We start from the raw sequence: 22,328 nt of genomic DNA on the forward strand, positions 1-22,328 counted from the left end.
TTCTCCAGTGTCGCACCGCTATACCGGCACGCGATGACGGCTCAAATCCCTCGAATCCTGCCCTTTGGTGATGCTGCGATCACCGAGGCGGCGGCGCTGATCCACGCGGGCGGGATCGTCGCCGTGCCGACGGAAACGGTATATGGGCTCGCCGCTGACGCAACCAATGCCGATGCCGTCGCGCGGATCTACGCCGCCAAGGGCCGGCCGAGCTTCAACCCGCTGATCGTCCACCTGCCCGATCGCGCCGCCGCCGAACGGATCGCATTGTTCGACGATGCCGCCCGCGCGCTCGCGAAGCGCTGGTGGCCGGGGCCCCTGACCCTCGTCCTGCCGCTGCGCCCCGACGCCGGGATCGCCGGCCTGGTGACCGCTGGCCTCGACACGATCGCGCTGCGGGTGCCCGCCCACCGCGCGATGCAGGCGCTGCTGCACGCCTCCGGCCGCCCGCTCGCCGCCCCCTCCGCCAACGCCAGCAACGCGATCAGCCCGACCCGCGCCGAACACGTCGCCGCCAGCCTCGGCACCCGCGTGCCGCTGATCATCGACGATGGCCCGACGATCGCCGGCCTTGAATCCACCATCGTCGGAAATGGCACGATCCTTCGCCCGGGCCCGATCACCGCGGAGCAGCTCGGCCTCGCAGCGGCCGTTCCCGGCCAGAAAGTGACTGCCCCCGGCCAGCTCGCCGCGCACTATGCGCCCGCCAAGCCGCTACGCCTCAACGCGACGGAGCGTGACGGCGACGAATGGCTGATCGGCTATGGCGATATCGCCGGCGATGACACGCTCTCGGCCGCCGGCGACCCGGTAGAGGCCGCCGCCCGCCTGTTCGACGCACTTCACCGCGCTGACACTGCCCCCCGGGCGAAGATCGCCATCGCCCCCGTGCCGGACGACGGTATCGGCGCCGCGATCAACGATCGCCTGCGCCGCGCCGCGCACCGCTAGTTCTCAGGCAAGCCGATAGGGCGACGGATCGCCCACCTCGTCGATCAATTGCGCCCGCGCCTCGGCCAGGCTGCGGCGATAGTCCGCTCCGAGCGTCCCGGGCGGCAACCCCCGTGCTGTCTCCAGCCCGTCAAGGATCGCCGCATCGTCCGCGTGCACGATGCGCCCGACCAGCGCATCCGCATCCTCCCCGATCTGCGCCGCCAGCACCCGCATCGTGCGGGCGCGCAGCCGGAACTCGAAGTCCACCAGCCGCGCGGTTTCGACCTCCGCCTTCTTCAGCAGCGCGGCGCGGAGGTCGAACGCCATCGCGTCAGGCGGAGACGGTCGCGGCCTTGGATCGCGCCGCGAAGCTCTTGCGCAGCTTCTGCAGCTTGGGCGGGATCACCGCCAGGCAGTACGGGTTCCGCTGGCCCTCGCCGTTCCAATATTCCTGGTGGTAATCCTCGGCCGGATACCATTCGTCGGCATATTCGATCGTGGTGACGATCGGCTTGTCATGGTCTTCCTGCGCCCGCGCGATCGCCTGGTTCGCCTGCTCCTCCTGCATCACCGTCATCGGGAAAATGGCGGAGCGGTATTGCGTGCCCACGTCATTGCCCTGGCGATTGAGCTGCGTCGGATCATGCGTCGCGAAGAAGATGTCGAGCAGGTCGCCATAGCTGATCTGCTGCGGATCGAAACCGACGCGGATCGCCTCGGCATGGCCGGTATCGCCGCTGCACACCTGCTTGTACGTCGGGTTGGGCACGGTGCCGCCGATATAGCCGCTCTCGACGCTTTCCACGCCGATCACGTCCTTGAACACGGCCTCGGTGCACCAGAAGCAGCCACCGGCAAGCGTCGCATATTCGGTCATGGATGCAGTCTCCTTTGCGGCCCATGTAGGAAGCCGCTAGGTCGCACGCAAAGAGGGAGATCGACATGGCGCTTGGCGGCGAAACTTTGGGCGGCAAGGTGATGGTGACGGGCGGGGCCGGCTATATCGGCAGCCACGCGGTGCTGGCGCTGCTCGATTCCGGCCATGACGTCGTCGTGATCGACAATCTCGTCACCGGGTTCGACTGGGCGGTCGATCCGCGCGCCGCCTTCGTCAACATCGCGGTCGAGGATCCGGGCGTGCGCGACGTGATCCGCGATCACAACGTCCGCGCGATCATGCATTTCGCCGGCTCGGTCGTGGTGCCGGAATCGGTCGAGAACCCGCTCAAATATTATCGCAACAACACCGCCGCGACGCGCAGCCTGATCGAAAGCGCGATGGCCGAGGGCGTACCGCACTTCATCTTCTCATCGACCGCGGCGACCTACGGCAACCCGACGAAGTCGCCGATCACCGAGGCCGACCCGCAACTGCCCATCAATCCGTACGGCATGTCGAAGCTGATGACGGAGGCGATGCTGCGCGATGTCGCCGCTGTGCATCCGATGAACTATGGCGCGCTCCGCTACTTCAACGTCGCGGGCGCCGATCCGCAATCGCGCAGCGGCCAGTCCACCATTGGCGCCACCCACCTCATCAAGATCGCGGTCGAGGCGGCGACCGGCAAGCGCGCTGCCGTCGGCGTGTTCGGCACCGATTTCGCCACCCGCGACGGCACCGGTGTGCGCGACTACATCCACGTCTCCGACCTTGCCGATGCGCATGTCGCCGCCTTGAAGCAGCTGATCGCCGCCCCGACCGAAAGCTTCACCTTCAATTGCGGCTATGGGCGCGGCTTCTCGGTGCTCGAAGTGCTCGACGCGGTTGATCGCGTCACCAACATGACGATCGAGCGCCGCATCGAGGGCCGCCGCGCGGGCGACCCGGCGGAGCTGGTGGCGGATAACAGCGCGATCCTCGCCGGGCTCGACTGGCAGCCGAAGCGCGCCGATCTCGACGGCATCGTGCGCGATGCGCTCGCCTGGGAACGCAAGCTTGCGGAGATGGGTAAATGAAGCTTCGATCGCTCCTGTTCGTCCCCGGTGACCGGCCGGAACGCTTCCCCAAGGCAGTGGCGACCGGCGCTGACGCGCTGATCCTCGACCTCGAGGACGCCGTCGCCCCTGATCGCAAGCCCGAGGCGCGCGCCGCCGTCCGCGCCTGGATCGAGGCCCCGCGCGAGGATGGCCCGGCCATCTTCGTGCGCATCAACCCGATCGACAGCGACGATGTGGCCGCCGATCTGGAGGCGCTCGCCGGCCTGTCGCTCGACGGCATCGTCCTGCCCAAGGCGGAAGGGGCGTCCTCGGTCGCCACCCTCACCGATCGCCTGCCGGGCGATTACGCGATCCTGCCCGTCGCCAGCGAGACGGCCGCGGCGGTGTTCCAGCTCGGCACCTTCGGCAGCGTCGCGGGCCGCCTCGCCGGCGTCACCTGGGGCGCGGAGGATCTCCCCGCCGCGATCGGCGCGACCAGCGCGCGTGAGGAGGACGGCAGCTACACCGATCCCTATCGCGTGGTCCGTGCGCTCACCCTGTTCGGCGCGCACGCCGCCGGGGTGCCTGCGATCGAAACGGTGTTTCCCGATTTCCGTAACCTCGACGGTCTCGCCGCCTATGCGGCGCGCGGCCGCCGCGACGGGTTCACCGGCATGCTGGCGATCCACCCGACGCAGGTCGCCGTCATCAACCAGGCCTTCACGCCGAGCGAGGCCGAACTGGCGCACGCCCGCGCCGTCATCGCCGCGTTCGAGGCGAACCCCGGCGCCGGCGCGCTGCAGCTTGACGGCAAGATGATCGACGCCCCGCACCTGAAAAGCGCGCGCCGCCTGCTCGCGCTGGTCGATTAAAGGCCGCGCTATCGACCAGCCCGGCGCAGCGTCCTGTCGATCAGCCAGACGTGCAGCAACTGGCAAGCCACAAACAATGCGCCGATCCCGACGAACACCGGAAACACCAGATGCTCCTGGCCCGGTCGCGGCGCCACGTTGAGGAACAGCAAGGTCAACGCGGCGAGCATCGGGATCGACAGCGCAGGCATGAACGCCAGCGCCACACGCCGCGGCGCGGACCAGGTCACGTCCTCGTTCAGCAGCCATTGCATCGGCAGCCGGTCTTCACGTCGGAACCGCACGTTCGCCCACCGCGCCACGCCGAGCATCGCCGCGCCGTACACAACCGCAATGATGATCATGATCATGCGCCGGTCTCCCCTGAGGCAGCCTATCACGGCACGTGATCCGACGGAACGCACCGCGCGCTGCGCGCCGATAGGGCTGGCGACACGAAACGAAACACGACATTAGCGCCTCCATCTGACAACAATCATGCGGGAATGGGGATGACGAGAGGCCAGGAGATCGCCGCCAGGGTCGAGGCGTTCGTGCGCGAAAAGATCGTGCCGTTCGAGCGTGATCCGCGCTGCGGCACGCACGGGCCGTCCGACGAACTGGTGCAGGAAATGCGCGGGCTGGCGCGCGCGGCCGGCGTGCTGACGCCGCACATCCTGCCCGATGGCGGCCATCTGACCCACCGCGAAACCGCCGACGTGCTGCGCGCGTCGGGCCTGTCGCCGCTGGGCCCCCTTGCGGTAAACGTGATGGCGCCGGACGAGGGCAACATGTACCTCCTCGGCCAGAAAGCGAGCCCGGAACTCAAGGAACGCTTCCTCAAGCCGCTCGTCAGCGGCGAGGCGCGCAGCGCCTTCTTCATGACCGAGCCCGCAACCGATGGCGGCGCCGGTTCCGACCCGTCGATGATGCTGACCACCGCGGTTCGCGACGGCAATCACTGGGTCATCAACGGCCGCAAGACCTTCATCACCGGCGCCGATGGCGCGAAGGTCGGCATCGTCATGGCCAAGGCCGATGAGGGCGCGTCGATGTTCCTCGTCGACCTGCCCGATCCGGCGATCCGCATCGAGCGCGTTCTCGACACGATCGACAGCTCGATGCCCGGCGGCCACTCCGTGGTCACGATCGACAACCTCCGCGTGCCGGCCGACCAGATGCTGGGTGATCCCGGCGACGGCTTCAAGCTGGCGCAGGTCCGCCTGGCGCCCGCGCGGCTGACGCACTGCATGCGCTGGCATGGCGCCTGCGCCCGCGCGCATGAGATCGCGACCGATTATGCCAACCGCCGCCACGCCTTCGGCAAGCCGCTGGTCGACCATGAGGGTGTCGGTTTCATGCTGGCCGAGAACCTCATCGACCTGAAGCAGGCCGAGCTGATGATCGACTGGTGCGCCGACGTGCTCGACACCGGCGTGCTCGGCACGGTGGAAAGCTCGATGGCGAAGGTCGCCGTGTCCGAAGCGCTGATGCGCATCGCCGATCGCTGCGTCCAGGTGATGGGCGCGACGGGCGTCAGCGGCGACACAATCGTCGAGCAGGTGTTCCGCGAGGTGCGCGCCTTCCGCATCTATGACGGCCCCACTGAAGTCCACAAATGGAGCCTCGCGAAGAAGGTGAAGCGGGATTGGAAGGCAGCGCAGGGCTGATCCGCGCCCTGCTTCTTCCCCCCGGGCTTGACCGGGGGGCTCGCCTGTTCCAACCCTTGGAACGCCTGAGGGGCCGGCGATCCAGTCTTGGTGTCCCCTAATGTAGGAGAGTGTGAGTAATGCTGGGCCTGATGCAGTCGGGGCAACTGACCGTCGATACCTTCCTCGATCATGCCGCCACGTGGCAGCCGACGCGCGAAATCGTGTCGCGCGACGCCGCCGGCCATGTCACGCGCAGCAATTACGCCAGCATCCGCGACATGGCGAAGCAGGTGTCCGCCGCGCTCGCCCGCGCCGGCATTCGCCAGGGTGATCGCGTCGCCACCATGGGCTGGAACACGCATCGCCACATCGCCGCCTGGTATGGCGCCACCAACATGGGCGCGGTGCTGCACACGCTGAACCCGCGGCTGTTCCTCGAACAGATCGCCTATATCGCCAATCACGCCGGCGATCGCATCCTGTTCGCCGATCCGAACTGCGCCGAGACCGTCGCGCAATTGCTGCCGCAGGTGCCCTCGATAGAGCGAGTGATCTTCCTGTGCGACGCGGCCTCGATGCCGGCGACCGACTATGCCGCCACCGCCTTCGACGATTGGATCGCTGGCGAGCCGGCGGAATATGCCTGGGGCGGGTTCGACGAGAATCTCGCCTGCGGCCTCTGCTATACCAGCGGAACGACGGGTAACCCCAAGGGCGTGCTCTATTCGCACCGCTCCAATTACCTCCACACCATGCTGACGCTGCAGGCCGATGCGCTGGCGCTGTCGGCGCGCGACACGGTGCTGCTGGTCGTCCCGATGTACCATGCCAACGCCTGGGGCGTGGTCTATTCCGCCCCCGCCGTCGGCGCGAAGCTGGTGCTGCCGGGGCCGCGGATGGACGGCGAGTCGATCTGTGACCTGATCGAGGCGGAAGGCGTCACGTATTCCGCCGCCGTGCCCACCGTCTGGCAGGGGCTGCTGCAACATCTGCGCAGCTCGGGCCGGCGGATCGATTCACTGCAGCGCGTGACGATTGGCGGCTCCGCCGTGCCCGAGATGCTCGTCCGCGCCTTCCGCGACGAATATGGCGTCGAGGTGACGCAAGGCTGGGGGATGACCGAAACGTCCCCGCTCGCCACGCTCTCCACGCCCAGCGCCGAAGTCGCGGCGATGGACGAGGACGCGCGCGTCGCCCACACGATCAAGCAGGGCCGCCTGATGTGCGGGCTCAAGTTCAAGCTGACCGATGATGACGGCAATCCCCTGCCGCACGATGGGGAGACCTTCGGCCACCTCAAGATCAAGGGGCCGACGATCGTCTCCTCCTATTTCGGCGGCGAGGGCGGCGAGATCCTCGACGAGGAAGGCTATTTCGACACTGGCGACGTCGCGACGATCGATCAGCGCGGCTACATGCAGATCACCGATCGCGCGAAGGACGTGGTGAAGTCCGGTGGCGAATGGATCAGCTCGATCGAGATCGAGAATATCGCCCTCGGCCACCCCTCGGTCGCGCTCGCCGCCGTCATCGGCGTTGCGCACCCCAAGTGGGACAAGCGCCCGATCCTGCTGTGCCAGCTCAAGGTCGGCGAGGTCGCGACGGGCGATGATCTCCTCACCTTCCTCGAAGGCAAGATCGCCAAATGGTGGATGCCCGACGACGTCGTGTTCGTGGAGGAGATCCCGCTCGGCGCCACCGGCAAGATCGACAAGAAGCTGATCCGTCAGCGGATGGCCGATTACACGCTGCCGTTCGCGCAGGAGCGCTGAATCGCCAGCTGGGTGCGGACGAAGCGCAAAGCGCCATCAGCCTGTGTTTGTGCTTCGTCCTGCCGGCACCGGCTTCTGAACCGACCCGGGCGGCGCCGGCGCTCGCCCGCGGCGGCGTTCCGCATGCGCCTCGGCGCGTGACAGCAGCGCATCCAGATCCTCTCGGCTGATGTCGAAGCTCTCGTGCATGTCCCCCAGCGCCGCGTCGATGTCGGCGAGATGAAGGCCCGGCGGCAGTGCCGGCGCCGCGACCGGCTGGTGCGGGTATGACCGGCGGGTCACGCGGTGATAGGCGATGCCTAGAAGGACCAGCGCGATCGAATTGATCCCCACCGGCACGAAGGCGAAGCCGAAGCCCGCGGCGTGAATGCCGTTGCTTCCGATCACCGCGGTCAGCGCGGCCGCGCCGCCCGGCGGGTGGAGGCAGCGCAGCAATGACATGACGAGGATCGCCAGTCCCACCGCCACGCCGGACGCGATCATCACGTCCGGCACCAGCTTGAACACCGCAACGCCCACCAGGCTGGAAATCACGTTCCCGCCCACCACCGGCCAGGGCTGCGCCAGCGGGCTGGCAGGCACCGCGAACACCAGCACCGCGGATGCGCCAAGCGGCGCGACGATCACCGGCAGGTCGACCAGGTCGGAGGGCCAGAAGGCGCAGACGAAGATCGTCGCGGCGATGCCGATCGCGGCGCCCAGGCACGCGATCACGCGATCGGAAAGGTTCGCGCCGGCAAGTAATGGCTGGAAGATCGGCACCCTCGCACCCCGCAAAATGGCTGAGCGTGCCTGCCCTAGACACGCCGCCGCGCCGCGCGAAAGCGCTTCATTTCAGCGCCGCGCCATATTTTTCCAGGATTGCGCTGGCGACGCCGTTGGTCCAGCCGAAGCCGTCCTGCGTCGGATACTCGCCGCCGCCGCCGGGCTTGCGCTCGTCGACGTCATATTTCTCCAGCATCTTGCCGGTCTCGCCATAGGTGGTCGCCACCGTGTCGATCCAGCGCTTGGCGATCTCGCGCGCCAGGTCCGGCTGGCCGGACTTGTCGAAGCCGGCGATCGCCACCCATTGCAGCGGCGCCCAGCCGTTCGGCGCGTCCCATTGTTGCCCGGTGCGCAGCGGCGTCGTGCGCACCCCGCCGGGTGCCAGCAGCGTCCGGCGGGTCGTCGCGGCAACTGCCGCCGCCTGCTGCGGCGACGCGGCGCCGGCGAACAGCGGATAGAACATCGCGGCGGAAACCCGCGGCGTCGGCGAGCGCGTCGTCCGGTCCCAATCCGCGTAGCGGCCTTCCTTGGCCACCCAGAAATAGCGGTTCAGCGCCGCCTTGCGCTTGGCGGCGAGCCGGGTGAACTCCGCGGCGGTCGCCTGGTCTCCGGCCGCCGCGCTGCGCTTCGCGATCGCCTCCTCCATGATCAGCATCAGGCTGTTCAGGTCGACCGGCACGATGTCCGTTGTCCGGATCGAGGCCAGCCGCTGCGGGTCCGACAGCCAGCGGCTGCTATAGTCCCAGCCGCTTTCCGCGCCCGCGCGCAGGTGCCGGTACAGCGTCTCTGCCGGGCGCGATGGATCCTCCTTCGCGGTGATCAGATCCTCCGCATAGGATTCATCACGCGGCAGTGCGCGATCGTCCCAGTAGCGGTTGAGCAGCGTGCCGTCGGGCATCCGCACCACCCGCTCGCACGCGCCGCTCGCGTCGAGGCAATTGGCGCCCTTCATCCAATAGGCATATTCCCGCTTCAGCGCCGCCAACCGCCGCGCGGCGAGCGCGGGATCATCGTCCTTCGACAGATCCAGCATCAGCGCGAAGAACGGCGGCTGTGAGCGGCTGAGGTAATAGGTGCGCATGCCGTTCGGGATGTGGCCGTATCGCTCGATCGTGTCGGTAAAGTCGGCCAGCATGGATTCGATCAGCGGCTGCTGTCCGTCCACGGCGAGGCCCAGCATCGTGAAATAGCTGTCCCAGTAATAGATCTCGCGGAAGCGGCCGCCGGGCACCACGTACGGCGCCGTCATCGGCAGCGCGGAGCTGCCGGTCGCCACCGGCGCAGGCTGGCGCACCAGCATCGGCCACAGGTTGCGGATATGGCTGCGCAGGTCATCCGCCCCGCGGTCGTTGACGCCGGGCACCGTGAAATTCTCGAGCACGAAGGCGCGCAGCGCGTCGGGCGTCCTTGGCGCCACGCGCGCATAATCCGCCATGATCGCGTCCGGCGCGCGCTTGGGCACTGCATCGACGAAGGTCTTCCCGTCGGGGAAGATCCGCCCGACCTGCACCGCGCTGAACAGCGGCCCGTAAATGTCCGCCGGCGAGGGGCGCTGCTGCTGCTGCTGCTGCTGCTGCTGAGCCTGTTGCACCTGCTGCGCCGGCAGCGGGCCGGCGACCAGAGCGGTGGCGGCCAGCGCGGCGGCCAGCGCCCAATGCGAACGCATCATCTTCTACTTCCTCGAGCCTTGTGCCGTCCCCAGATGCCGATCGAAGAACCCGGCGACAAGCCGATATGCCTCGATCGATTCCGGCATGTCCGGCCAGACGAAGAAGGCATGGCCCAGCCCGTCGAACAGCTGCAGCTCGCTCGGCACGCCAAGCGCGGTCAGCTTGCGATGCTGCGCGGTGAGGATGCTGGCGGCGAAGTCGCGGCTGCCCGCCAGCTGCAGCACCGGCGGAAACGCCGCCATCACCGCGTCGTCGCCATAGGGATAGGCCAGCGGATCATCCGCCGCCACGCCGGCGAGATACGGCGTCGGCAGCGTGCTTGGCAGTGCGCCCTCGCGCATCGGCTTTCCCGCCGTCAGCGGATCCGACAGGTATGCGCTGTCGCCGGCATAAGCCGCGCCGGTGCCGCAGAAGGTGCCGATCGCGCCCGGCCGCGGCAGCTTCTCGCGCTGCAGCCACGCCACCGTCTGCGCGGTGATGATCCCGCCCGCCGAACAGCCGTAGATGCCGATATTCTCCGGCCGATAGCGCTTGAGGAGCGCGGCATAGACCGCCGCCACGTCCTGCGACGCGGCCGGGAAGCGATGTTCGGGCGCCAGGCGATAGTCGACCGTCACCACCTCGATCCCCATCGTGGCCGCGATCGGCACCGCCTCGACCAGCGCCCCGCTCCCCGCCCCCCACAGGAACGCGCCGCCATGCACGTTGATCAGCACGCGGTTCCGGTTGCGCGGGGCGACGCCCACCGCCGGCCGCACCACGTCCACCGCCACGCCGCCGATCGTCTCGCGCCGCTCCACGGTGCGGAAATGCCGCCGTATCTCGGCCAGCCGCTCGTCATTGTACCGGCCCCAGAAGGCGCGCGCGGCGTCGATGTCGTTGCCGAACTCGGGCGGCTTGATCGCCTGTTGCCGAATCATCACGCGTTTCGCTTCGGCACTCAACAGGCTGGACGGCGGCAGCGTCATCGCAGGTACCGTCACGTCCTGCGCGGCGAGCGGCGCAGCAAGAAGCAAGGAGAAGGCAAGGATGTGCTGTTTCATCGGCAACCTGAACTGTGGCGGGATGGCTACACTAGTCGATTGATCGCCCCGTTCCACCGCTAACCATGCCTTCCTTGATCGACTAAGCATCCTCCCAGCACTAAATACGCGCCTTCGAGCTGCCCGATCGAGAGTGCAGCCGACATCCGTTCAGGGGAACAGATATGCTTTCCACCATCACCTTCCGCCGTCTGATGATCGGCACGGCAAGCGGCGCCTTGCTCGCCGCCGCGCCTGCGATCGCGCAGACCGATCCCGCCGCCACGCAGGCCGCCAACAGCGCGCAGCGCGCCGAGCCCGAACAGGGCCTCGTCGACACCACGCAGCCGTCGGGCGAGGACATCATCGTCGTCGGCACCGCCGGCGGCGGGACGCGCCGCCAGGATGCGTCCTTCGCCGTCACCTCGCTCAGCAACGACGCGATCGAGCGCGCGGCGCCCAACAGCACCGCCGATCTCCTGCGCACCGTGCCGGGCGTCATGGCCGAAAGCTCGGGCGGCCAGAACGGCGCGAACATCTTCGTGCGCGGCTATCCCTCGGGCGGCGACGCGCAGTTCGTCACCTTCCAATATGCCGGCACCCCGGTCTTCCCGCCCTCGACGCTCTCGTTCCTCGAGAACTCGCAGCTGATCCGCCTCGACGAGACGGTGCAGCGCGTCGAGGCCGTGCGCGGCGGCACCGGTTCGCTGTTCTCCAATGGTCAGCCGGGCCTCACCGTCAACGTCGTGCCGCGCATCGGTGGTAACGAGCTGAAGGCGCTCGCGAAGCTGTCCTACACCGATTACGACGAGATCCGCGGCGACGCCTGGGTCTCGGGTCCGCTCGGCGAGGACACCGGCTTCATGGTCGGCGGCTATTACGCACAGGGCAACGGCATCCGCGATCCGCGCTTCCGCGCCGAAAAGGGCGGCCAGATCACCGCCAACATCCACCATGATTTCGGCGACAAGGGCTCGGTCGAGGTCTATGCCCGCTATCTGAACGATCGCGGCCAGTGGCTGCTGCCGATCCCGATCATCTCCAACGCCCAGGGCGACATTTCCGAATATCCCGGCTTCCCGGCCGGCACCGGCACGCTCCTCGGGCCGGACACGCGCGTCACCACCAACGTCGTCGGCCGCACCGTCGATCTGGAGAAGGGCCGCGGCGCGAACGTCATCAACACCGGCATCAACTTCGAATATGAAGTGGCCGACGGCCTTCGCCTGCGTGAGCGGACGAGCTACCTCGGCGGCAACGCCAACACCTTCGGCCTCGTGCCGGTCGAGGCGCCGGTTACGGCCGCCGCGATGGCGGTGACGCTGGGCGGCGCCGGCTCGACGGTCGATTCGCTCACTTATGCCACGGCCGGCGGCGCGGTCGCCGGCGGCGCGGACGCCCGCGTGATGCGCGCCGGCATCTGGGAAGTGCGCAAGAAGATCTCGTCCTTCGTCTCGGATTCGGCGTTCGAGTGGACGGCTGGCAACAACAAGCTGACCGGCGGCTTCTATTACGCGAACTACACCTCGCGTGATCAGTGGGCGCTCGGCAACCAGGTGCTGCTCGCCGCGGAGCCGAACGCACGCCGCCTCAACATGACGCTGAACGGCGGCCGAGCGGCGACGCTCAACGGCTTCTCGAGCGGGCCGGCCTTCCAGGTCCGCGCCTTCTACGAGGGTGAGGATTACGCCTTCTACGCGGTCGACGAGTTCCAGATCACGCCGGAACTGCGCATCGACGGCGGCCTGCGCTGGCAGCGCCACCTGATCGACGCGACGATCAGCACGCCGATCGCGGGCGGCAACATCAACCTCGATGGCAATCCGCTGACGCTGTACGACAATTCGGTCACCGTGCTCGGCGCGCCGCGCTACGTCAGCTACCGCAACGATGCCTGGTCGTGGACGGCCGGCGCGAACTACGATTTCAATCGCGAGATCGGCGTCTTCGCCCGCTACAGCCGCGGCAACAGCTTCCCGCAGTTCGACAATCTGCGCGAAGCCTCGGCGATCAACATTGCCGACAAGACCGGCCTTGCCGCCACCGCGGAAGTCGACACCTACGAAGGCGGCGTGAAGGTCTCGACCGGGATCGCCAATCTCTACGCAACCGTGTTCCACAACCGGTTCAAGGGCCTCGCCACCACCACGCTGATCAACAACGTGCCGACCAGCTCGAACGGCGGCGCGAAGGCGACCGGCGTCGAAGTGGAAGGCGCGATCCGGCCAACCTCGTGGTTCAGCATCACCGCTGCCGGCACCTATCTCGACGCGAAGTACCGGGATTTCTTCACCGGCAACGGCGCGATCGACAACACCGGCAACCGGGTGCAGCGCCAGCCGAAATGGGCATGGCGCGTGACGCCCGCGGTTGACGTCGACGTCGGCAACATCCGCCCGTCGCTGTTCGCCACGCTGCAATACACCGGCGATCGCTTCTCCGATCCGGAGAACCTGCAGCTGCTGCCGCACTTCTATCAGCTGGATGCCGGCGTCTCGGTGCTGCTCAACGAGCGGATCCGCCTGCAGGTCACCGGCAACAACCTGACGGACGAGATCGGCCTCACTGAAGGCAATCCGCGGATCATCGGTGGCCAGGGCACGGGGGCGATCCTCGCCCGTCCGATCCTCGGCCGCTCGTTCCGCTTCAGCGCGGCGGTGGAGTTCTGATCGAACACCACTGATCTAGCCTGAACCTTCGTCACCCCGGGCTCGGCCCCGGGTCCCGCTTCCTCGCCAACCCGCGAGAGGCAGGATCCCGCGCCGATCCCGGGGTGACGTTCGTTCAGGCCCAGCCGCTCCCGCATTCCCGTCTCCGCATTCCTTTCTTCGCGCGCGCCGCCTGTGCCGCTATCGTTGCGATCATGGATCGACGTAACGTCTTGAAGGGCATGGCCGGCATCGCCGCCGCCAGCGCCGCCCCGGCCTTTGCTCAGGCCGTCACCCCGCCGGGGAAGAAGCAGCGCAATGTCCTCTTGCTGATCTCCGACGATCAGGGCCTTGATCTTGGCTGCTATGGCGTTGCGGTGAAGACGCCGCGGCTTGATCGCCTCGCGCGCGGCGGCACGCTCTTCCGCCACGGCTATGCCGCCGTTTCCTCGTGCAGCCCTAGCCGCGCGGTGATCAACACCGGGCTCTACACGCATCAGAACGGCATGTACGGCCTGCAGCACGACGTGCATCATCAGTCGCTGCTGCCGGGGATCGAAACGCTGCCCGCGATGCTGCGCCGCGCCGGCTATGCCACCGCGCTCGTCGGCAAGAAGCATGTCGGGCCGGACAGCGCCTTTCCCTATGAGGCGGAACTGGTGCCCGAGCGGGGCGGCATCCGCGACGTGCGCGAACTCGCCATCGCCGCGGCGAGCTTCATCCGCTCGACGGACGAGCGGCCCTTCTTCGTCACCATCGCGTACAGCGATCCGCATCGCGCCGCGGTGGACTACGGCAACGATCGTGCCTGGCCGGGCGTGAAGCCGGAAAGCTATGATCCGCGCCGCGTGCAGATCCCGTCGCATCTGCCCGATCTTCCGGCCGTGCGGCAGGACATCGCAGAATATTATGAATCGCTCAGCCGCCTCGACGCCGGCGTCGGCATGATCCTCGATGATCTCGCCGCCACCGGCCGCGCCGATGATACGTTGGTGATCTTCCTCAGCGACAACGGCCGCCCCTTCCCCGGTGCGAAAACCAACCTCTACGATGCCGGCCTCCACCTGCCGCTCATCGTCCACGCGCCGGGCAGCGCCCCGGCGGTGAACGACGCGATGGTCAGCTGGACGGACATCGCTCCCACCGTGCTCGACTGGACCGGCGTCGCCCCGCCTGCCGCCTACAAGCTGTCCGGCACGTCATTGCTGCCGATCCTCGGCAAGGCCGGCGATCCCGCGCGCGACGCCGTGGTCGCCAGCCACGATTTTCACGAGATCAACCAATATTATCCGATGCGCAGCATCCGCACGCGCACTCACAATTACATCCTCAACCTCGCGTGGCAGCTGCCGTACCCGATCGCCGGGGACGTGGCGGGCTCGCCATCGTGGAAGGCGATCAGCGCCGATCCCGCCCTCCCGCTCGGCAAGCGCAGCCAGGCGGCGTACCTTCAGCGCCCGGCGGAGGAATTGTACGATCTCACCCGCGATCCGGACGAGCTGGTGAACGTCGCCGCCGATCCTGCCTATGCCGCGATCAAGGCCCAGCTCGCCGAGCGGCTGCGCGCCATCCGAGGCGAGACCCGCGACCCCTGGCTCGCCGGGCAGACCGATCCTTACTCCCACGTGGGCCAACATTGATGACCAAGGGTATCGACCGCCGCGGCGTGCTTCTCGCCGGCACCGGGGGCGCCTTCGGCCTCTACAGCTTCGCCGCCGGCGCCGCGCCTGCGACGAAGCAATTGAAGCTGCACCGCAAGGCCGGCGTGAAGCCCAAGAACATCCTCGTCATCCTCACCGACGATCATCGGTATGACGCGATGGGCTTCATGAAGGCGCAGGATTTCGGCGAGACGCCGACGCTCGATCGCCTGGCGCGCGAGGGCATTCATTTCCGCAACGCCTTCGTCACCACCGCGCTCTGCTCGCCCAGCCGCGCCTCGATCTTCACCGGCCTCTATGCGCACCAGCATCGCGTGGTGGACAACAATCACCCGATCCCGCCCGGCCTCACTTACTATCCCGAATATCTCCAAGCCGCGGGTTATGAGACCGCGTTCATCGGCAAGTGGCACATGGGGATCGAGACGGATTCGCCGCAGCCCGGCTTCGATCACTGGGTCAGCTTCAAGGGCCAGGGCTATTATCTGCCGCACCCCGACGGGCTCAACGTCAACGGCCGGCATGTCCCGCAGAAGGGCTATATCACTGACGAGCTGACCGACTACGCGCTCGACTGGATCGGCCAGAGCGATGGAAAGAAGCCGTGGATGATGCACCTCGCGCACAAGGCGGTGCATTCCGAATTCATCCCGGCGGAACGCCACAAGGGCCGCTACGACAAGGAAACGTTCCGCTATCCGGCGAACATGAAGCCGGGCGTTCCCGGCCGCCCGATGTGGGTTGAGAACCAGCGCAACAGCTGGCACGGCGTCGACTATCCGTACCACGGCACGCTCGACATCGGGGATTATTACAAGCGCTACATGGAAACGCTGCTGGCGGTGGACGAAGGCATCGCGCGGATCATGGATCTGCTCGACCAGCGCGGCGAACTCGATGACACGCTGATCCTCTACATGGGCGACAATGGCTTCATGTTCGGCGAACACGGCCTGATCGACAAGCGCGCGGCTTATGAGGAATCGATGCGCGTGCCGATGCTGATGCGCTGCCCGTCGCTGTTCGGCGCCGGCACCGTCGAACAGGTCGTCGCCAACATCGATGTCGCCCCCACCATGCTCGCCGCCGCCGGGCTGGAGGCGCCGGACGGCCTCGCGGGATCGAACATGCTCCCGCTGGTCACCGTCCCGCCGGCAAGCGGCGGCGCGGCCGAGGTGCCGTGGCGCAAGGAACTGATGTACGAATATTACTGGGAACGGAATTTCCCGCAGACGCCGACCGTCCACGCGCTGCGCGAGGATCGTTACAAGTACATCCACTTCCATGGCATCTGGGACCTCGACGAGCTCTACGACCTCGCCGCCGACCCGCACGAGAACGACAATCTCCTCGCCCGCCCCGGCCATGAGGATCTCGCCGAACGCATGAGCGCCAAGCTCTTCCGGCTGCTCGAAGAAACCAACGGCATGCAGATCCCGCTGAGCGCCGACGCTGGCGAGCGCAACGAACTGCGCGATCCAAACGGCCCCGCCATGGCGCCATTCCCGGCCAGTTTCTTCCGTCCGCCGCACAAGTGATACCGATGATGCTCGTTTGCCGCGCGCGATGGCACCGCGTCTGCACGGCTTTCGCGGCCGCCACCGCCCTCCTCGTCGCCGCGCCCGCGGCCGCGCGGGAGAAGGCAGTCGACCTCGTCGATCCCTTCGTCGGCACGCTCGGTGATTTCGGCCAGCTCACCCCCGCCGCCGTCGCACCCTACGGCATGGTGCAGCTGGGCCCGGACACGCATCCCAAGAACCACGCAGGCTATGACTTCGCCGCCCGCCAGCTACGCGGCTTCTCGCACACCCGCGCGGTCGGCGTCGGCTGCGGCGGCGGCGGCGGCGACTTGCTCGTCTCGCTGCTTCCCGAAGGCGCCCCGCCGCTCGCCGCGTTCGACAAGGCAAGCGAGCGCGCCTCCGCCGGCCGCTACCGCGTCAGTTACGCCAACGGCATCACCGCAGAGATGACGGCGACGCGCGGCGCCGGCCTGCTGCGCTTCACCGTGACGAAGCCCGGCCGCTACCTCCTCCGGCTCGACGCGGCGAACGCCTATACCCGCCGCCACGCCGCGACCATCACCGCGGTTCTTCGCGCCAGCATGACCGCGGGCACCGTGTGCGACGAGGGCGCGTACACCATCCACAGCGCCAGCCGCGTCACGATCGACGGCCGACCGGCCCCCCTCGCCACCGTTACCGGCGCCGCCGCCACCCTGCCGCTCACCCTCAGGCGCGGCGCGGTGGTGGAGGTGCGCACCGGCCTCTCCACCGTCGATCCCGCCGCCGCGGCAATGGTGCGCGATACCGAGCTCGGCGCCCGCCCCTTCGCCACCGTCCTCGCCGCCACCCGCGCGCGCTGGCAGCACGAGCTCTCCCGCCTCGACGTCTCCGCCCCGCGCGAACGCCGCGCGCTCTTCTACACCTCGCTCTACCGCGTCATGCAGACGCCGGTCGCGATCCAGGATCCGGACGGCCGCCACCGCGGCAGCGACGGGCGCATCCACCGCTCCCTTCCGGGCGAGACGCGCTACGCCAGCTGGGCGCTGTGGGACAATTACCGCACCCAGCTCCCGCTCATCGCGCTCATCGATCCCGCCCGCGCCGCGGACATCGCCCGCTCGCTCGTCGCGCTCTACGGCGAGGGCAAGCAGCGCTGGGCGACGCGAACCGAGCCCTTCCTCACCGTCCGTACCGAGCATGCCGGCGTCGCGCTGCTCGATTTCCGCCGCCGCGGCATCACCGGCTTCGACGCCCGCGCCGCGCTCGACGGCATGGTGCGCGAATCCGACACGCTCCAGCGCGACACGCCCGATCAGCAGATCGAGGCGGCCTATGACGACTGGGCCATTGCGGAGCTCGCCGCCGATCTCGGCGACACCGCCACCGCCGCCCGCTTCCGCGCGAAGGCGCTCGCATACCGCCCGATGTGGCGCGCCACCTTCGAAAACCTCGGCGCCGACGCGGACGTGGTGAAGGCGCGCGGCCTCTATCAGGGCACCTTGTGGCAATATCGCTGGGCGCCGGTGTTCGATCTCGACTGGATGGTGGAGACGCTCGGCCGGGACCGCTTCCTGCGCGAACTCGACACCTTCTTCGCCCGCGGCCTCTACAACATGACCAACCAGCCGGACATCCACGTCCCGTGGCTCTACGCCGCACTCGGCCGGCCGGCGGCGACCAGCGCGATCGTCCACCGCTACCTCACCCAGCCGGTCGATCACCCTTATGCCAACGAGGGCAAGCGCCCGCAGCCCTGGCACGGCCGCAGCTTCGCCCTCGCGCCGCAGGGCTTCGCGGAGGGCATGGATGATGACGCCGGCGCGATGACGGCGTGGTACGTCTGGGGCAGCCTCGGCCTCTACCCGATCGTGCCCGGCACGCCGCGCCTCGTCGCCGCCACCGCGCTGGTCAGCCGCGCCACCCTGCGCCGCGACGACGGCACGCGCGTGCCGCTGGTCCCCGCCCCGCACCCCTGAGCCGCGCCGCCCCATCCTCCCGGGCGGCGCTCTGTCCTACACGCCGCCGTTCGCGCAACGTTCCGCCCCATGGAACCGCCCGCTCTCATCCCCGCCGATCTCCCCGATCCGCTCGCCTTCACCCCCCCTCCCCCGCAAGAAGCGGCACAACGGCTGGACGGCGGAGCGGCAGCGCGGCTTCATCCGCGCGCTCGCCGAAACCGGATCGGTAAAGGCCGCCGCCCGCCGCATCGGCAAAACCACGGAGGGCGCGTACCAGATGCGCCTGCACCCCGGCGCCGACAGCTTCCGCGCCGCGTGGGAGGCCGCGCTCGCCAGCGGCGTCCAGCGCCTCACCGATATCGCCATGGAGCGCGCGGTGGAGGGCGTCCCTATCCCCGTCTTCCACAAGGGCGAGCAGGTCGGCGAGCGCCGCTGGTACAATGATCGCTTGCTGATGTTCATGCTGAAGCACCACCAGCCCGATCGCTACGGCCACGCCCCCCTGCGCCCCGGCACCAAGCACCCCGATACGCTCGCCCACGAGGCGGCCGCCGAATGCCCCGTCTGCAAGGCCCGCGCGAACAAGGACCCGCGGCAGGCCGAGGCGACGAAGGAGATGAGCGAGAAGGACAAGGAGGAATTCCTCGTCCACCTCATGCGCACCTATGAGATGAAGATCGCCGCGGAACGCTGCGCCCGGCTCGACGGAGACATCGTCGCGGCGGACCTCTACATCCGCCAGCTCACCTTCTTCGAGCTGATCCTTGAAGGCTGCGGCAAGGGGATGGACGTCATCGATCTCCACACCCGCCGAGGGCGACCGGGACGTCAACTGCGGCCCGCTCCGCTTTTACGTCGGTCCGTATGCAGGAGCTGGTCGAGCTCCATGACCGGCCCGAAGCTTTGTCCCGCCGGGCTTTGATTGTTGCCGTCGCACATGAGCCGGGCGGCCAATCCGCCTCTCGATGCATTTACGACGGAGGATACGGCGCGTACCCTTATTTCCCGCTGCGCAAAAATCGCCGCGATTGCAGCAGCGTCAGGCCTTGGCACGCGCCTCCGTAAAGGACACCAGCCGCCCGGCCGTCTCGTCCCACAGCACCAGCCGCACCGATTTCAGGCTCTGCTTCACCGTCAGGCGGTTGATCTGGGCGAGCTCCGGTAGCGCGCGAACCACCTTGGGCAGTCGATAGAAGGGGATGTTGCTGCAGAGGTGGTGAATCTGGTGCAGCCCGATGTTGGCGGTGAACCAGCGCAGCACCGGCGGCAGCGCATAATGCGAGCTGCCGTAGAGCGCGGCCTCGTGGAAGCTCCAGCGCTGGCTCTGCTGCCAATAGGTGTGCTCGAACTGGTGCTGGACGTAGAACAGCCACACGCCCACCGTCGCCGCGATCAGCGTGATCGGCAGCTGGATCAGCAGGAACGCCTTGATCCCCACCGTCAGGATCAGCGCGGTGGCGAGCGCGGCAATCGCGATATTGGTGCCCATCGTGCTCGCCCACGGCCGCCAACCGCCGCGCATCAAACCGAGCGGCAGGCGATAGCGAAGGAAGAACAGATACGCCGGCCCGATCCCGAACATGACGAGCGGGCTGCGATACAGGCGATAGCGGAACCGTCCCCAGCGGGTGAGCGACGCGAACTCGCGCACCGTCAGCGTGTCGACATCGCCGATCCCGCGCCGGTCGAGGTTGCCCGTCCCCGCATGATGCATCGCGTGCGTGCGGCGCCAGAAATCATAGGGGCTGAGCGTCAGCACGCCGATGCACCGGCCCACCCAGTCGTTCGCGCGCCGCCCCTTGAAGAAGGCGCCGTGCCCGCAATCATGCTGGATCAGGAACAGGCGAAGGAGGAAGCCCGCGGCGGGAACCGCCAGCAGCAGCGTCAGCCCGTAATGCACGTCGAGCGACAGCCACATCAGGATCCACAGCACCGCCAGCGGCGCCGCGCTCACCGCCAGTTCCGCAACCCCGCGCGCATTGTTCGGCTCACGAAAGGCCGCCACCTGGCGGGCAATCGTCTTCAGATCGAGCGCGAGCTCGGCCGGAGCGCCGGGCGCTCCCGCATGAGAAGCGTCCGCGGGAACGGTCGATGTCGGCAGATACATGGATTCGGGGGAACTCTCAGGGGCGTACGCCGGGCGGCGTGATTCAAGGCGTACGATACTCTAGATGCTGGAGGCCCGTTTGCGAACCGTTTTTCCGTTGCGCCCGGCACGGCCTGTCGCGAAGGCCGCCCGGCCCGCATGGGAGTCGACAGCGAGACGACGCATCGAACTCCTTTCGCGTTCAGCCGTTCGGCACAGGCGTTCAGGAGGCGTGATGTTCTTCCTCTTTTCCCGAAAGCTGGGTTGTGCCGGCTCGCTCGCGTTGTCGGCCGGCGTTTCGCTGTTGCTGCTCGCGCTCCTGGGCTGGCTGTGACGATGCGCCGCGCGCTGTTGTCGCTGGCCATGAGCGCCTGCCTCCTCCAGGCGTGCAGCCGCCCGGAGCCACCGCCCGAGGTTACCGAGGAGGAACACGCCTATGGCGCGGCGGTCCATCCGGAGCTTCTGGCGGGGTTCGGCGGTCCCTATCGGGGCGAGGAAGCGGCCTATGTCGCCGCGGTGGGTGAGCGGGTGGCCGCCGCCGCGGGGCTGCCGGGCCAATGCACCTTCACCCTCGTCAACAGCGACGTACCCAACGCCTTCGCCGTCCCCGGCTGCTTCATCTACGTCACCCGCGGCCTGCTCGCGATCGTTACCAGCGAGGCGGAACTCGCCTCGGTGCTGGGCCATGAGGTCGGCCATATCGCCGGCCGCCACGCGCAGCGCCAGGAACGCCGCTCGATCTGGCGCACGCTTGGCGTCATCGCGGCAAGCGTCACCGGGTCGGAGCGGCTGACCCGGCTCGCCAACCAGGCCGCGCAATATCTTGGGCAGCGCTATTCGCGGGCGCAGGAATATGAAGCGGACGATCTCAGCGTCGATTACCTGCGCCGTGCCGGCTATGACGTCTACGAGGCGGCGGACATGCTGTCGGCGCTCCAGCGACAGGAACAATATCTCACCGCCACGTCGGGGCGGGACAGTGCCCGCGGCGTCCCGGAATGGGCGCTGAGCCACCCGCTGACGAAGCGCCGCATCGAGCGCGCGGAAGCCGCGGCGCGCAAGACCGGCCTTGCCGACAACGAACTGCCGGACAATGCCGCGCGCTATTTCGCGGAAGTCGATGGCCTCCTTTACGGCGACGATCCCGAACAGGGTTTCGTCCTCGGCCGGCGCTTTGCGCATCCGATCATGCGGATCTCGTTCGAGGCCCCGCCGGGCTTCTCGCTCACCAATGCGCCGGACGCGATCAGCATCCAGGGGCCGGACGGGATCTCCGGCGAATTCGGCGGCGGGCCGCTCGTCGCCGGCAACCTCGGCTTGTATGCCGAGCGCCTGGCCGCGCACATCGTTGGTGCCGCGCATGGCGAAGTGGCCGATGTGACGCGCACCGTGATCAACGGCCTTCCCGCGATCATCATGCAGATCAACGTCGCGGTGCAGAACGGCTACGTGCCGCTCGCCATCGCCGTTTATGACGGCGGCGACGGGCAGGCGTACCACTTCATCATCGCCTCGCCCCCGGCCGATCGTTCAGCCGCTGCGATCGCCAGCCTGTTCCGCTCGTTCCGCATGCTCACGCCGGCCGAGGCGGCGGCGCTTCGCCCGCGTTTCGTACGAACCGTCATTGCCGGACAGGGTGACACGACGGAATCGCTGGTTCGACGCGTCGCCGATCCCGCGCCACGCGCCTTGTTCGAATTGTTGAACGGTCGGCCAGCCGATCAGCCGATCCGTCCGGGCGAGCCAGTCAAGATCGTCACCTTCGCCGGCAGCAACTGAGGCTTGACGCCGCCCGCTTCCTTCCGGAAGCTCCGCATCTAACCTGCGTTGCGTACATCGGCGGCGGCCCGTCCGAACAAGATGTGATCTCGTTCGTTGGTCGCCGCTTACG

The 22,328-nt window shown here is 68.0% G+C and carries 18 protein-coding genes; 11 read left to right on the plus strand and 7 right to left on the minus strand.

Features of this window, described 5'->3' with window-relative positions; genetic code table 11:
- Positions 1-33: 33 nt before the first annotated feature.
- Entirely contained in the window at positions 34-951 is a 918-nt protein-coding gene (locus ACH0AE_RS13615) for an L-threonylcarbamoyladenylate synthase (protein ID WP_294444568.1), read from the plus strand.
- A 3-nt stretch (positions 952-954) separates the two neighbouring features.
- On the opposite strand, the gene ACH0AE_RS13620 is transcribed toward ACH0AE_RS13615, so the two are convergent.
- Together ACH0AE_RS13620 and msrA are read right to left on the minus strand one after the other, a co-directional pair.
- A complete protein-coding gene (locus ACH0AE_RS13620) occupies positions 955-1,260 on the minus strand; it encodes a hypothetical protein (RefSeq protein ID WP_294444569.1) in 306 nt (101 codons plus the stop codon).
- A gap of 4 nt (positions 1,261-1,264) precedes the next feature.
- Entirely contained in the window at positions 1,265-1,810 is a 546-nt protein-coding gene (gene msrA, locus ACH0AE_RS13625; protein ID WP_046407003.1) for a peptide-methionine (S)-S-oxide reductase MsrA, read from the minus strand.
- 65 nt (positions 1,811-1,875) lie between these two features.
- Here msrA and galE point away from each other — a divergent pair, with 65 nt between their 5' ends.
- On the plus strand, positions 1,876-2,889 hold the full coding sequence (gene galE / locus ACH0AE_RS13630; RefSeq protein WP_406875799.1) for a UDP-glucose 4-epimerase GalE: 1,014 nt from the start codon (positions 1,876-1,878) through the stop codon (positions 2,887-2,889).
- The gene (locus tag ACH0AE_RS13635) at positions 2,886-3,722 is read left to right on the plus strand and encodes a CoA ester lyase (protein WP_294444572.1); all 837 of its coding nucleotides are present in this window, start codon (positions 2,886-2,888) and stop codon (positions 3,720-3,722) included. The genes galE and ACH0AE_RS13635 overlap by 4 nt, the downstream gene beginning before the upstream one ends.
- A gap of 8 nt (positions 3,723-3,730) precedes the next feature.
- Here ACH0AE_RS13635 and ACH0AE_RS13640 read toward each other — a convergent pair whose 3' ends face one another.
- Positions 3,731-4,072 (minus strand): hypothetical protein, encoded by a 342-nt coding sequence (locus tag ACH0AE_RS13640; protein WP_294444573.1) that lies wholly within the window; start codon positions 4,070-4,072, stop codon positions 3,731-3,733.
- Between the two features lie 141 nt (positions 4,073-4,213).
- Between ACH0AE_RS13640 and ACH0AE_RS13645 the strand changes: the two genes are divergently transcribed.
- Together ACH0AE_RS13645 and ACH0AE_RS13650 are read left to right on the plus strand one after the other, a co-directional pair.
- Complete coding sequence (locus ACH0AE_RS13645) at positions 4,214-5,371, plus strand: acyl-CoA dehydrogenase family protein (RefSeq protein ID WP_294444574.1); 1,158 nt, start codon at positions 4,214-4,216, stop codon at positions 5,369-5,371.
- Between the two features lie 119 nt (positions 5,372-5,490).
- Complete coding sequence (locus tag ACH0AE_RS13650) at positions 5,491-7,125, plus strand: long-chain-fatty-acid--CoA ligase (RefSeq protein ID WP_406875800.1); 1,635 nt, start codon at positions 5,491-5,493, stop codon at positions 7,123-7,125.
- 36 nt (positions 7,126-7,161) lie between these two features.
- On the opposite strand, the gene ACH0AE_RS13655 is transcribed toward ACH0AE_RS13650, so the two are convergent.
- The 3 genes from ACH0AE_RS13655 to ACH0AE_RS13665 form a co-directional block, all read right to left on the minus strand.
- Positions 7,162-7,887: an HPP family protein gene (locus tag ACH0AE_RS13655; RefSeq protein ID WP_294445191.1), complete on the minus strand. Its 726-nt coding sequence runs from the start codon at positions 7,885-7,887 to the stop codon at positions 7,162-7,164.
- Positions 7,888-7,954: 67 nt separating this feature from the next.
- Positions 7,955-9,559: an alpha,alpha-trehalase TreA gene (gene treA / locus ACH0AE_RS13660; protein ID WP_406875801.1), complete on the minus strand. Its 1,605-nt coding sequence runs from the start codon at positions 9,557-9,559 to the stop codon at positions 7,955-7,957.
- 3 nt (positions 9,560-9,562) lie between these two features.
- Complete coding sequence (locus tag ACH0AE_RS13665; RefSeq protein ID WP_294443996.1) at positions 9,563-10,603, minus strand: alpha/beta hydrolase; 1,041 nt, start codon at positions 10,601-10,603, stop codon at positions 9,563-9,565.
- 164 nt (positions 10,604-10,767) lie between these two features.
- Between ACH0AE_RS13665 and ACH0AE_RS13670 the strand changes: the two genes are divergently transcribed.
- The 5 genes from ACH0AE_RS13670 (at position 10,768) to ACH0AE_RS13690 (ending at position 19,273) form a co-directional block, all read left to right on the plus strand.
- Positions 10,768-13,251: a TonB-dependent receptor gene (locus ACH0AE_RS13670; protein ID WP_294443995.1), complete on the plus strand. Its 2,484-nt coding sequence runs from the start codon at positions 10,768-10,770 to the stop codon at positions 13,249-13,251.
- 194 nt (positions 13,252-13,445) lie between these two features.
- Positions 13,446-14,870, plus strand: coding sequence for a sulfatase (locus tag ACH0AE_RS13675; RefSeq protein ID WP_294443994.1), 1,425 nt, complete (start codon positions 13,446-13,448; stop codon positions 14,868-14,870).
- Complete coding sequence (locus ACH0AE_RS13680) at positions 14,870-16,429, plus strand: sulfatase (protein ID WP_294443993.1); 1,560 nt, start codon at positions 14,870-14,872, stop codon at positions 16,427-16,429. Before ACH0AE_RS13675 ends, ACH0AE_RS13680 begins: the two co-directional genes overlap by 1 nt.
- A 5-nt stretch (positions 16,430-16,434) precedes the next feature.
- Positions 16,435-18,369, plus strand: coding sequence for a glycoside hydrolase domain-containing protein (locus tag ACH0AE_RS13685; RefSeq protein WP_294443992.1), 1,935 nt, complete (start codon positions 16,435-16,437; stop codon positions 18,367-18,369).
- 259 nt (positions 18,370-18,628) lie between these two features.
- The gene (locus ACH0AE_RS13690; RefSeq protein WP_406875802.1) at positions 18,629-19,273 is read left to right on the plus strand and encodes a hypothetical protein; all 645 of its coding nucleotides are present in this window, start codon (positions 18,629-18,631) and stop codon (positions 19,271-19,273) included.
- A gap of 117 nt (positions 19,274-19,390) precedes the next feature.
- Here ACH0AE_RS13690 and ACH0AE_RS13695 read toward each other — a convergent pair whose 3' ends face one another.
- Positions 19,391-20,458: a fatty acid desaturase gene (locus tag ACH0AE_RS13695; protein ID WP_294443989.1), complete on the minus strand. Its 1,068-nt coding sequence runs from the start codon at positions 20,456-20,458 to the stop codon at positions 19,391-19,393.
- 315 nt (positions 20,459-20,773) lie between these two features.
- On the opposite strand from ACH0AE_RS13695, the gene ACH0AE_RS13700 reads away from it, so the two are divergent.
- A complete protein-coding gene (locus ACH0AE_RS13700) occupies positions 20,774-22,216 on the plus strand; it encodes a M48 family metalloprotease (RefSeq protein WP_294443986.1) in 1,443 nt (480 codons plus the stop codon).
- Positions 22,217-22,328: the final 112 nt, after the last annotated feature.

This window comes from Sphingomonas sp. 179-A 2A2 NHS (assembly GCF_045371305.1).
In the GTDB taxonomy this organism is placed as follows: domain Bacteria; phylum Pseudomonadota; class Alphaproteobacteria; order Sphingomonadales; family Sphingomonadaceae; genus Sphingomonas.